Annotated in this window: 10 protein-coding genes; all 10 read left to right on the forward strand. The window is 59.2% G+C overall.

Going from position 1 to position 12,093, the window contains the following annotated elements; translation table 11 throughout:
* Positions 1-13: 13 nt before the first annotated feature.
* The 10 genes from LSO07_RS23830 (at position 14) to lspA (ending at position 12,092) form a co-directional block, all read left to right on the forward strand.
* The gene (locus tag LSO07_RS23830; protein WP_034785247.1) at positions 14-1,282 is read left to right on the forward strand and encodes a YeaH/YhbH family protein; all 1,269 of its coding nucleotides are present in this window, start codon (positions 14-16) and stop codon (positions 1,280-1,282) included.
* On the forward strand, positions 1,282-2,883 hold the full coding sequence (locus LSO07_RS23835) for a SpoVR family protein (protein WP_052140385.1): 1,602 nt from the start codon (positions 1,282-1,284) through the stop codon (positions 2,881-2,883). The genes LSO07_RS23830 and LSO07_RS23835 overlap by 1 nt, the downstream gene beginning before the upstream one ends.
* Before the next feature lie 539 nt (positions 2,884-3,422).
* The gene (locus LSO07_RS23840; RefSeq protein ID WP_034785244.1) at positions 3,423-4,079 is read left to right on the forward strand and encodes an energy transducer TonB; all 657 of its coding nucleotides are present in this window, start codon (positions 3,423-3,425) and stop codon (positions 4,077-4,079) included.
* A gap of 86 nt (positions 4,080-4,165) precedes the next feature.
* A complete protein-coding gene (locus LSO07_RS23845) occupies positions 4,166-5,098 on the forward strand; it encodes a MotA/TolQ/ExbB proton channel family protein (RefSeq protein WP_162835768.1) in 933 nt (310 codons plus the stop codon).
* Positions 5,099-5,103: 5 nt separating this feature from the next.
* Positions 5,104-5,532 (forward strand): ExbD/TolR family protein, encoded by a 429-nt coding sequence (locus LSO07_RS23850; RefSeq protein ID WP_034785240.1) that lies wholly within the window; start codon positions 5,104-5,106, stop codon positions 5,530-5,532.
* Positions 5,533-5,637: 105 nt separating this feature from the next.
* Entirely contained in the window at positions 5,638-6,069 is a 432-nt protein-coding gene (locus LSO07_RS23855; RefSeq protein WP_177886013.1) for an ExbD/TolR family protein, read from the forward strand.
* Positions 6,070-6,147: 78 nt separating this feature from the next.
* The gene (locus LSO07_RS23860) at positions 6,148-7,359 is read left to right on the forward strand and encodes a hypothetical protein (RefSeq protein WP_034785237.1); all 1,212 of its coding nucleotides are present in this window, start codon (positions 6,148-6,150) and stop codon (positions 7,357-7,359) included.
* A gap of 186 nt (positions 7,360-7,545) precedes the next feature.
* Positions 7,546-8,517 (forward strand): bifunctional riboflavin kinase/FAD synthetase, encoded by a 972-nt coding sequence (locus tag LSO07_RS23865; RefSeq protein WP_034785236.1) that lies wholly within the window; start codon positions 7,546-7,548, stop codon positions 8,515-8,517.
* A gap of 81 nt (positions 8,518-8,598) precedes the next feature.
* A complete protein-coding gene (gene ileS, locus LSO07_RS23870; protein ID WP_151096750.1) occupies positions 8,599-11,499 on the forward strand; it encodes an isoleucine--tRNA ligase in 2,901 nt (966 codons plus the stop codon).
* An 83-nt stretch (positions 11,500-11,582) separates the two neighbouring features.
* Positions 11,583-12,092: a signal peptidase II gene (lspA, locus tag LSO07_RS23875; protein WP_034754175.1), complete on the forward strand. Its 510-nt coding sequence runs from the start codon at positions 11,583-11,585 to the stop codon at positions 12,090-12,092.
* The last annotated feature ends 1 nt before the right edge of the window (position 12,093 follow it).

A 12,093-nucleotide genomic window follows, 5' to 3' on the forward strand; every position in this document is an offset into this window, starting at 1 on the left:
AAGGAGGCACCCTTTGACATATCTCATCGACAGGCGCTTGCAAAGCAAGAATAAATCCGCCGTCAACCGCGAGCGTTTCCTGCGGCGTTACAAGGGCCAGATCAAGGATGCCGTGGGGCGTGCCATCAAGGGACGCTCGATCACGGACGTCGAGAATGGCGAGAAGGTCAGCATCCCCGTCAAGGACGTGGGCGAACCATCGTTCGGCCACGCGCATGGCGGCGTATGGGAAGTGGTCAATCCCGGCAACAAGGAATACCTGAAAGGCGACCAGATCGCCCGGCCGAAAGGCGGCGGTGGCGGCGGGCGGGGCAAGGCGGGCAATAGCGACGAGACGACGGAAGACGATTTCATCTTTGAATTGTCGCGCGAAGAATTCATGAATTATTTCTTCGAAGACTTGGAATTGCCGCATATGGTGAAAACCCAGCTGACGGCCACCACGGAATTCAAGAACCAGCGCGCCGGCTACAATATGTCGGGCACGCCATCGAACATCCATGTGCTGCGTTCCTTGCGCGGCGCGCTGGGGCGGCGCATCGCCGTCGGCGGCGGCGCCCGCAAGCAGCTGGCGCAGGCCGAGGAAGATCTGGCCGAACTGCTGCACGAAGGCGCGCCCGACAGCGACCCGCTGGTGACGGAACTGCGCCGCCTGATCCACCACCTGCACACGCGCCTGCTGGCCATTCCCTTCATCGACCCGTTCGACTTGCGCTACAGCAACCGCGTCAAGGTGCCCAAGCCGATGACGCAAGCCGTCATGTTCTGCATCATGGACGTGTCCGGCTCCATGGACGAATCGCGCAAGGACACGGCCAAGCGCTTCTTCATCCTGTTATATCTGTTCCTCAAGCGCGTCTACGACAAGATTGAAGTCGTCTTCATCCGTCACCATACGGCGGCGGCCGAAGTGGACGAGCATGAATTCTTCAATTCGCGCGAGTCGGGCGGCACCGTCGTATCCTCCGCCCTGCACTTGCTCAACACCATCATCGACGAGCGCTATGGCGCCGGGCAATGGAACAGCTATGTGGCGCAGGCGTCCGACGGCGACAACTGGGACAACGATTCCGTGCTGTGCCGCCAGTTGCTGATCAACACCATCATGCCCAAGGTGCAGTACTACACCTATGTCGAGATCACGGATGGCCCGCAGCAAAACCTGTGGGAGCAATACGCGGGCGTGCTCGACCATCACGCCCATTTCGCCATGCAAAAGATCGTCACGCCGGCCGATATCTACCCGGTCTTCCGCGAACTGTTCAAGAAACAGGTGAAATGATGAGTGCAGCCTTTGACCGCGCCAGCAACACCCCGGGCGAACCGTTCGTGCGCCTGCGCCACCCGAACGCCCTGCCCGAGCAGTCGGAATGGACGTTCGAGCTGATCGAGCAAATCCACGAGGAAATCCGCCGCGTAGCGAAACAGTTTGGCCTCGACACCTATCCGAACCAGCTGGAAATCATCACGGCCGAACAGATGATGGACGCCTATACCTCGGTGGGCATGCCCGTCTCCTACAACCACTGGTCTTTCGGCAAGCACTTTCTGTCTACCGAGAAAAGCTACAAGCGCGGCCAGATGGGCCTCGCCTACGAGATCGTCATCAACTCCAACCCCTGCATCGCCTATCTCATGGAGGAAAACAGCCTGACCATGCAGTCGCTGGTGATCGCGCATGCGGCCTACGGCCATAATTCCTTCTTCAAGGGCAATTACCTGTTCCGCGCCTGGACGGATGCGGACGCCATCATCGACTATATGGTGTTTGCCAAGAATTACATCGCCGAATGCGAACAGCGCCATGGCGTCGATGCCGTGGAATTGCTGCTCGACTCGTGCCACGCGATCCAGAACTATGGCGTGGACCGCTACAAGCGCCCGGCGAAACTGTCGATGGCGAAGGAATATGCGCGCCAGAAAGAGCGCGAAGCCTATGTGCAGTCGCAGATCAACCAGCTGTGGCGTACCCTGCCCCGGCGCGAGGATGACGAGGACGAGGAAGACCAGCGCAAGGCCGCCCCCCGCTTTCCGCCCGAACCCGAGGAAAACCTGCTGTACTTTATAGAGAAGTACGCACCGCTGCTGGAACCATGGCAGCGCGAGATGGTGCGCATCGTGCGCAAGATTTCCCAGTACTTCTACCCGCAACGGCAAACCCAGGTCATGAACGAGGGCTGGGCCACCTTCTGGCATTACACGATATTGAACCAGCTGTATGACGAAGGCGTGGTCGGTGACGGCTTCATGATGGAATTCCTGAAAAGCCATACCAATGTGGTCTACCAGCCGCCCATCGACAGCCCGTATTACAGCGGCATCAACCCGTATGCGCTGGGATTTGCCATGATGAGCGACATCCGCCGCATCTGCGAGCACCCGACGGACGAAGACCGCGCCTGGTTTCCCGACATGGCCGGCAGCGACTGGCGCAAGAGCCTGGACTTTGCCATGCGCAATTTCAAGGATGAAAGCTTCATTGCCCAGTATTTGTCGCCGCGGCTGATCCGCGAATTCCACTTCTTTGCCGTGCTTGACGACGACAAGAATGAAAAACTGGCCATTTCCGCCATCCATGACGATGCCGGCTACCGCTACGTGCGCCAGCAGCTGGCCGAGCAGTACAACCTGGGCAACCGCGAGCCGAACATCCAGGTGTGGTCCGTGAATACGCGCGACGACCGCGCCTTGACCCTGCGCCACACGCAATTCCAGCGCCGCCCGCTGAACCAGCAGGCAGCCGAGGTGCTCAAGCATGTGGCGCGGCTGTGGGGCTTCGATGTGCACCTCGATACGGTCGATCCCCAGGGCGTGGTCCTGGGCACCCTGAATTGCCGGCGCGAGAAGCGCAACCGGCGCGATGACCCGGTTGTCCGGCCATGAAATGTTTTGTTGATAATAATCAATAGCAAGAATATAAGCGCTTCCTATGCCCGTATAGGAATTCAGTATGGCCTGACGGCCTCAAATAGGCCTCCAGGAGCGCCTTTTTTGACCTGGGTGAAGTGCGTTCCGCACCCGTTTGGTGCGCACCGAAGGCTAAGTGGTCTGGTTCAGAGCCAAAACATTTCCATAAAGAAAGATTTTTCTCCAAATTTAGCAGTTTCCATATTGGATATCACGAAATATAATTCCGCCATATAGGCACATCGGAGAACTTAGCAGCGGTCGCCCAAAACGGCTGTAAAAAACCGATAAGACCGCCTTTTTTTCTGTCCGAAAGCGTGCAAAGATGACATAAGCAAGTACGTTTTCAGGGCGCAAAAGCGCCAAAAATTTAACCGGTTTTAGGCGTTAAAAATCTGTGTAAAATAAAGAATTCGTATGTATAATTCGGCGACGTCCCGGATACGGCTGGAGCTTTGTGTCGTCATTTTGGGGTTCAGTTGCAAGACAAGAGATGGTATTTGGAGAAAGCAGGCATGAATTTTTCGAACGAGAAAAGTCCCAAGAACTACACAGGCATAACTGTCGTTGTCCTGCTGCACGTTCTCGCGGCTTACGGGATCGCGACGGGCTTGGGCAAGCGGTTAGTTACCAAAATGATGGAACCGGTTGAAACCAAGATTATCGAGGAAGTCAAACCGCCTCCACCGAAGGATCTTCCACCGCCACCACCGCCGCCAGAAATGAAGGCGCCACCGCCGCCATTCATTCCGCCAGTCGAGGTGAACGTGCAGCAGCCGCCGCCACAACAGAACGTGATTGCAAATACGACTGCTGTGAAGCCAGCCACGAATGTATTGGCACCGCCAGCACCGCCTGCACAGCCTGCGCCAACTCCTGGACCAGCCAAATCGGTGCGTACACCGGCCGTGGTTGACTTCAGTGTCTGCGAAAAACCGGCTTATCCAAAGTCGTCGCAGCGCAATGAGGAAACCGGTGTGGTGACACTGTCGTTCCTGATCGGTGTAGACGGCAAGGTCGCTGATTCGAAGATCGTGAAGTCCAGCGGCTTCAGAGACCTGGACAAAGCCGCGGTGCAAGGTATTAGCCGCTGTACATTTAAGCCGGCAACAGTTGACGGCAAGCCGGAACAAGGCTGGCAGCAAATGCAATACGTTTGGTCGCTGGATTAAAACCCGAGACAGTTATCCCCTGTCTCACACTATGATTTCGTTGTCATTACGTTCAGCGATCTGTTATTTTTAATTTTGGAGGAAGCATGTTTAAGAATACCCGTTTGTCCGCATTTTTTGCCGCGGTTCTGTTGTCCGTTACCGCTACTACCGCTCTGGTAGCAGCTCCGGCATTCGCTGACGCGCCAGCATCGGCTGCCGCTTCGGCTCCTGCGGCAGACGCTGCACCAGCACCAGTTGCTGCAGATGCAGCCGCTCCAGCAGCAGACGCAGCAGCAACTCCAGCCGCTGATGCAGCAGCTCCAGCCAAAACCGAAGAAGTGCACAACCCGTTCGGCCTGTCCGCAGTATGGGACGGCGGCTTCGTGCCACGCGCTACCCTGATCATCCTGTCCATCATGTCGATCGGCAGCTGGTACATCATCATCACCAAACTGCTGGATCAAATGAAGATCTTCAAGCAAGCCAAAGAAGCCGCTTCCAAATTCTGGAAAGCTCCTTCGATCGCTGCTGGTTCGGCAACCCTGAGCGAAGGCTCGCCATTCCGCTTCATCGCTGAATCGGGCACCAAGGCAACCGCACACCATGACGGCGCCCTGCTGGAACAAATCGACCTGTCGACCTGGGTGACGATGTCGATCCAGCGCGCTTCGGACAAAGTCCAATCGCGTCTGCAAGATGGCCTGTCGTTCCTGGCAACCGTTGGTTCGACCGCACCGTTTATCGGTCTGTTCGGTACCGTTTGGGGTATTTACGGCGCGCTGACCGCTATCGGCATGACCGGTAACGCATCGATCGACAAAGTTGCAGGTCCAGTTGGTGAAGCACTGATCATGACCGCTTTCGGTCTGCTGGTCGCCGTTCCTGCCGTTCTGGGTTACAACTGGCTGGTTCGTCGTAACAAATCCGCAATGGAAGACATCCGCTCGTTCAGCGCCGACGTTCACTCGGTTCTGGTTTCCGGCGTAATGTCGACCAGCGAAGCTGGCCGTGCTGCCGGCGCTAAAAAGATCGGATAAGAATCATGTCGATGTCCGTCGGCTCCGACAGCGGAGATGAAGATCAAGTAATGTCAGAAATCAACACGACGCCGCTCGTCGACATCATGTTGGTTTTGCTGATCATTTTCTTGATCACCAGTCCGGTTGTCCTCAAATTGCAGAAAATCGATCTGCCGATCGAGGCCAACCAAGCCCTTCAAAGCAAGCCAGAAAACGTCAACATCGTTGTTAACAAGGACGGTGAGATTTACCTGGGCCAGACCAGACTGAAAGACACGAACGAATTGTTCGATTATCTTAAAGTTGAAGCAGTGAAAGTACCGCAGCCGGAAGTACACGTTCGTGGCGACCAAGAAACACGCTACGAATCGATCGGCCGGGTTATTTACACGACCCAACGTGCCGGGATCCAGAAGGTCGGCTTCATCACCGAACCACCTGACAAGGGCTGATAGCGACTGGCGGCGGCGTCCCGGCAACATGGGGATACCACCGCCAGAAGCTGACCGGGCGGCAGTTTCGCCCGGTGCTTCGTTGGACTTCTTAAAGGAAACACTATGAGTATGAATGTCGGTTCGGGAAGCGCAGCAGGCGCGGATCCGGAACCAATGATGGAACTGAACATGACGCCCCTCATCGACGTGATGCTGGTGCTGATTATCATGTTGATCATCACGATTCCTAAGCAAAACCACTCGGTGAACTTGAACATGCCGGTCGGCACCCCGCCGCCACCGACAACCGAACCAGTGGTCGTCACGATCGATGTCGATTTTGACGGTACGATCTTGTGGGACAATCAGGTCATTCCTGACCGCGCTTCGCTGGAAGCCAAGCTGAGCAACGTTGCTGCGCAAGCAGACCAGCCGGAAGTGCATTTGCGTCCGAACAAGCTGGTGGAATACAAAGTCGTCGCCGGTGTGATGGCGTCGGCGCAGCGTCTGGGCGTGACCAAAATCGGTCTGGTCGGCAACGAGCAATTCCAGTAAGCTGCAGCAATCAGGTTCTCTTTACATCCGAATAGGCAGGACTTCCTGCCTATTCGCTTTTTACTGAAAGACTTTCTTATGTCCAAGTTTCGTCTCGCTCATCTCGGCCTCGTCATGGCCGCTATCGGTTTTACCGCAGCAACTCCCGTAATCGGCCTGGGCTCGCTGGCATACGCCGCGGACACCGTGCGTGCCGAAGTGGGCAAGCCACTGCAAGAAGCGCAAAAACTCGCTAGCAGCGGCAAAAACAAGGAAGCGCTGGCCAAGCTGCGCGAAGCTGACAGCGTCGGCGGCAAGACCGCCTTTGAAAGCTACCAGATCGAACGCGTGCGCGCTTCGGCCGCTGCCGCCGCCGGCGACAACGGCACCGCCATCAAGGCCTTTGAAGCCGTCATCAATTCCGGCCGCCTGAGCGCCGCCGAAGCCCCAAAATTCACGCAAGCCCTGGCCGGCATGTACTACCGCGCCAAGGACTGGCCGAACACCATCACCTGGATCAAGCGCTCGCTGAAAGACCGCGACGATGCCCAGATGCGCGAACTGCTGATCCAGACTTACTACGTCAGCGGCAACTACGCCGAAGCGGCGAAAGAACTGCAATCGCGCGGCGGCAACTCGGAAGCAAGCCTGCAAATGCTGGCCAACATCCAGTTGAAGCAAAACGACAAGGGCGGCTACGTCGCCACCCTGGAAAAACTGGCATCGAGCTATCCGAAAACCAGCTACTGGGCTGACCTGCTGAACCGCGTTTCGGGCAAGCCTGGCTTCTCGCAACGCCTGGCCCTGGACGTCCAGCGCCTGCGCCTGGCCAACGGCCTGTTCAGCAAACCTTCCGAATACATGGAAATCAGCCAGCTGGCCCTGCAAGCGGGCAATCCTGGCGAAGCGCTGAGCATCATCGAGCAAGGCTACAAAAAAGGCGTACTGGGTACCGGCGCCGATGCGCCACGTCACCAGCGCCTGAAAGACCTGGCCCTGAAAACCCAGGCCGAGCTGAAAGCCAACGCCGCCAAATCGGAAGCGGAATACGTCAAGAACAAGGACGCCGACAGCTTGAGCAAGCTGGGCTTCGCCCTGGTCTACGACGGCCAGGCCGACAAGGGCCTGGGCTTGATGAACGATGCCGTGAAAATGGGCACCGCCAAGTATGCGGAAGAAGCCAAGCTGCATCTGGGCATCGCTTACATTCACGCCGGCAAGAAGTCCAATGCCTCGACAGCACTCAAAGCCGTCAAGGGCACGGATGGCGCGGCTGACCTGGCCCGCTACTGGACGTTGATGAATAAATAAGACAACATCCTCCGGGAGTTGCAGGCAGCTAGTCGAGTGCCATCCAAAAGCGTTGCCAGCACACCCGCCGGCAACGCTTTTTGTTATTTCAGCAGTGAAATTCGCCCTGTGCCCGCCCTGCCGGGTGTGCATCCCTGAAACAGTCCGTATAATCCCCCTTTTGGCACAGTTTTTCATCAGATTCCTATGAAGGTATTCCGCGGACTTCCCAATGCCCAGGCACGAGCGCCTTGCGCTCTGACCATCGGCAATTTTGACGGTGTCCACATCGGCCATCAGGCCTTGCTGGCGCGCGTGCGCGGCGCCGCGACCGAACTCGGCATTGAAGCGGCCGTGATGACGTTCGAACCGCACCCGCGCGAATTCTTCGCGCAGCGCGCGGGCGACCTGTCCAAAGCCCCGCAGCGCATCGCCAACTTGCGCGACAAGCTGCAATCGCTGGACGACGCCGGCATCGACCGTGTCGTCGTCGAGCACTTCAGCGCCCAGTTCGCCGCCTTGACGCCGCAGGAATTCACGGAAAAAGTCCTCGTCGATGGCTTGCACGTGAAATGGCTGATGGTCGGCGACGACTTCTGCTATGGCGCCCGGCGCGCCGGCGACGTGGCCATGCTGCAGGAAGCGGGCCGCCAATATGGCTTCCATGTAGAAACATTGCCTACCGTGATGAGCGGCAGCACGCGCATCTCGTCCTCGGCCGTGCGCCTGGCGCTGGCCGCCGGCGATTTCCCGCTGGCGACGCAGTTGCTGGGCCATCCGTACGCCATTTCCGGCCACGTCATCCACGGCCAGAAACTGGGCCGTACCCTCGGCTTCCCGACCCTGAACCTGCGCGTGGCGCACCGCCCCGCCCTGTCCGGCATCTTCATCGTGCAAGTGCATGGCCTGGGACCGGTGCCGCTGCCGGCCGTGGCCAGCCTTGGCGTGCGTCCCACCGTCGACGACAGCGGCCGCGTCTTGCTGGAAGTGCATCTGTTTGATTTCGCCCAGTCCTGCTACGGCAAGCTGGTGCGCGTGGAATTCCTGGAAAAACTGCGCGACGAAGAGAAGTACGACGATTTGCCCACCCTGACGGCCGCCATCGAGCGCGACTCGAACCAGGCGCGCGCGTATTTTGAGCAGCGCAGCGGCGCCATTACCGCCACCGACCGAATTTGACGCCGGCCAACTCCACCGCCTGGCGGCACCTGCCGCCGCCAACCCGCTGCAAAAATATACTCCATACCATTAAAGAAGATTATGTCCGATCAAAACAAGCCAGCCACGCCCAAGCAGAACAAGAAGCCTGAAAGCAAATACCCGGTCAACATGACGGAAACCCCGTTCCCGATGCGCGGCGACATGGCCAAGCGCGAGCCGCAATGGGTACAGCAATGGCAAGACAAGAAGATTTACGAGCGCGTGCGCAAGGCTGCCGCTGGCCGCCCGAAATTCATCCTGCATGACGGCCCGCCGTACGCGAATGGCGATATCCACCTGGGCCACGCCGTCAACAAGATCCTGAAGGACATGGTCGTCAAGTCGCGCTCGCTGGCCGGCTTCGACGCGCCGTACGTGCCGGGCTGGGATTGCCACGGCATGCCGATCGAGATCCAGATCGAAAAACTGCACGGCAAGAACCTGCCGACGGCCGAAGTGCTGGAAAAGGCCCGCGCCTACGCCAACGTGCAGGTCGAGCGCCAGAAAAAGGATTTCATCCGCCTGGGCGTGCTGGGCGAGTGGGACAACCCCTACCTGACGATGGCGCACGGCAATGAAGCCGACGAATTGCGCGCGCTGGGCAAGCTGCTGGAAAAAGGTTATGTCTACCGCGGCCTGAAGCCCGTCAACTGGTGCTTCGACTGCCAGTCGGCCTTGGCCGAGGCGGAAGTGGAATACGCGGAAAAACGCGATCCCGCCATCGACGTCGGGTTCAAGTTTGAAGAGCTTGAACGAATCGCGCAAGCCTTTGGCTTGCGCTCCCTGCCGACCGATAACGGTTTCATCGTCATCTGGACCACCACGCCGTGGACCATCCCGTCGAACCAGGCCCTGAACGTGCACCCGGAAGTCAAATATGCGCTGGTGAAAGCCGAGCGCGATGGCCAGCCGCTGCTGCTGATCCTGGCGCAAGACCTGGTCGTCGCCAGCCTGGCGCGCTTCAAGCTCGATGGCACGACCATCGCCACGTGCGACGGCGCGGCCCTGGCCGGCATCAGCTTCCGCCACCCGCTGCATGCGGCCGACGCGTTCTATGACCGCTTGTCGCCTTTGTACCTGGCCGAATACGTGACCACGGAAAGCGGCACGGGCGTGGTGCACTCGGCGCCAGCCTACGGCCTGGACGACTTCATCTCGTGCAAGGCGCACGGCATGAAGGACGACGACATCATCAAGCCCGTCATGGGCGACGGCAAGTTCGCCTCGACCCTGCCCCTGTTCGGCGGCATGACCATCTGGGAAGCGTCGAAGCCGATCTGCAACGCCTTGCGCGAAGCGGGCGCGCTGTTCGAAGTCAAGATGTTCGACCACAGCTACATGCATTGCTGGCGCCACAAGACGCCGATCATCTACCGCGCCACCTCGCAGTGGTTCGCCGGCATGGACGTGACGCCGAAGGACGGCGGCGCAACCCTGCGCGAAACGGCCTTGCAAGGCATCGCCGACACCGAGTTCTTCCCGGACTGGGGCCAGGCGCGCCTGCACGGCATGATCGCCAACCGTCCCGACTGGACCCTGTCGCGCCAGCGCCAGTGGGGCGTGCCGATGGCCTTCATCGTGCACAAGGAAACGGGCGACCTGCATCCGCGCACGCCGGAACTGCTGGAGCAAGTGGCCAAGCTGATCGAAAAGGACGGCATCGAGGCATGGCAGGCGCTGGACTTGAAAGACCTGATCGGCGACGAAGCGGCCATCTATGCCAAGAACAAGGACACGCTGGACGTGTGGTTCGATTCCGGCGCCACGCACCAGACGGTGCTGGGTGGCCCGCAAGGCCATGGTTCGCACTCGACGCAGCTGCAATTCCCGGCCGACCTGTACCTGGAAGGCTCGGACCAGCATCGCGGCTGGTTCCACTCGTCGCTGCTCGTATCGTCGATGCTGAACGGCCGTCCGCCGTACAAAGCCCTGCTGACGCACGGCTTCACGGTCGATGGCGAAGGCAAGAAGATGTCCAAGTCGCTGGGCAATACCCTGGCGCCGCAAAAGATCTCGGACACCCTGGGCGCGGACATCCTGCGCCTGTGGATCGCGTCGACCGACTACACGGGCGAGCTGTCGATCTCCGACGAGATCCTGAAACGCGTGACGGAATCGTATCGCCGCATCCGCAACACCCTGCGCTTCCTGCTGGCCAATACGTCGGACTTCAATCCGGCCACGGACGCCGTGCCGGTGGCGGAAATGTTCGAAATCGACCGCTATGCGCTGGCCAACATGGCGTCGCTGCAAACGCAGATCGAGAACAACTACGCGCGCTACGAGTTCCATCCAGTGGTGTCGAAGCTGCAGACGTACTGCTCGGAAGACCTGGGCGGCTTCTACCTGGACATCCTGAAAGACCGTTTGTACACCTCCGGCCTGACGTCGCACGCGCGCCGTTCCGCGCAGACGGCACTGTGGCACATCACGCAAAGCCTGCTGCGCCTGATGGCCCCTGCCCTGTCGTTCACGGCCGAAGAAGCATGGGCCGTCTTCGCAGGAAGCGAAGCCTATGCCGCCAGCGATGAAACCATCTTCACGCAAACCTGGTGGCAGTTGCCGGAAGTTTCGGACGCCGCCGGCCTGCTGGAGAAATACACGGCACTGCGCGCCGTGCGCACGGACGTCACAAAACAGCTGGAAGACTTGCGCACCTCGGGCGCCATCGGTTCGTCGCTGCAGGCGGAACTGACGATTAAGGCCGCGCCGATGAAGTACAAGCTGTTGACCACCCTGGGCGAGGACTTGAAGTTCGTCTTCATCACCTCGCAAGCCACGGTGGCCGAGGTGGCCGACGAAGCGGCAGAGGAAGTGGTCGTAACCGCGTCGACGGCGCCGAAGTGCGAGCGCTGCTGGCACTACCGTAGCGACGTGGGCACGGACGCCGCGCATGCTACCCTGTGCGGTCGCTGCGTCAGCAATCTGTTTGGCAAGGGCGAATCGCGCCGTTTCGCATAGACTGTCACCCCGGGGCGCTGCCTGCGTCCCGCTTCCAACCGCCGCCTGCCACCAGGCGGCGGCTTTATCTTCCCTGGAAAAATATGGCCACTAAAAACCGTTTTTCATCGAAATCGTCATCCTCGGCGTCGCTCGTGCCCTGGCTGGGGATTGCCGCCATCGTCATCCTGTTCGACCAGATCACCAAGATCACGATCCTGAAGACCTTCCGCTATGCGCAAGAGATGGTCATCACCTCGTATTTCAACCTGGTGCTCGCGTATAACAAGGGCGCCGCGTTCAGCTTCCTGTCCGACCAGGGCGGCTGGCAGCGCTATTTCTTCACCGGCATCGCCCTGGCGGCCGCCATCTACATCATCTATCTGCTGAAAAAGCACGCCGGCCAGCGCATGTTCTGCTGGGCCCTGGCGCTGATACTCGGCGGCGCGCTGGGCAATGCCATCGACCGCCTGATGTACGGCCACGTCGTCGATTTCCTCGACTTCCACTGGAAAAGCTGGGGCCATTTCCCCGCTTTCAATATCGCCGACAGCGCCATCTGCATCGGCGCGGCCCTGTTCATCATCGATGAACTGCGCCGGGTAAACAAATAGA

The sequence above is a fragment of the Janthinobacterium sp. PLB04 genome (assembly GCF_021165895.1).
In the GTDB taxonomy this organism is placed as follows: Bacteria; Pseudomonadota; Gammaproteobacteria; order Burkholderiales; family Burkholderiaceae_D; genus Janthinobacterium; species Janthinobacterium lividum.

What these genes read in the sequence shown, in the direction of transcription:
- LSO07_RS23835 (WP_052140385.1), top strand. Translation starts at nt 1,282, where the DNA reads ATGAGTGCAGCCTTTGACCGCGCCAGCAACACCCCGGGCGAACCGTTC.
- LSO07_RS23840 (WP_034785244.1), top strand. Translation starts at nt 3,423, where the DNA reads ATGAATTTTTCGAACGAGAAAAGTCCCAAGAACTACACAGGCATAACT.
- LSO07_RS23845 (WP_162835768.1), top strand. Translation starts at nt 4,166, where the DNA reads ATGTTTAAGAATACCCGTTTGTCCGCATTTTTTGCCGCGGTTCTGTTG.
- LSO07_RS23850 (WP_034785240.1), top strand. Translation starts at nt 5,104, where the DNA reads ATGTCGATGTCCGTCGGCTCCGACAGCGGAGATGAAGATCAAGTAATG.
- LSO07_RS23855 (WP_177886013.1), top strand. Translation starts at nt 5,638, where the DNA reads ATGAGTATGAATGTCGGTTCGGGAAGCGCAGCAGGCGCGGATCCGGAA.
- LSO07_RS23860 (WP_034785237.1), top strand. Translation starts at nt 6,148, where the DNA reads ATGTCCAAGTTTCGTCTCGCTCATCTCGGCCTCGTCATGGCCGCTATC.
- LSO07_RS23865 (WP_034785236.1), top strand. Translation starts at nt 7,546, where the DNA reads ATGAAGGTATTCCGCGGACTTCCCAATGCCCAGGCACGAGCGCCTTGC.
- ileS (WP_151096750.1), top strand. Translation starts at nt 8,599, where the DNA reads ATGTCCGATCAAAACAAGCCAGCCACGCCCAAGCAGAACAAGAAGCCT.
- lspA (WP_034754175.1), top strand. Translation starts at nt 11,583, where the DNA reads ATGGCCACTAAAAACCGTTTTTCATCGAAATCGTCATCCTCGGCGTCG.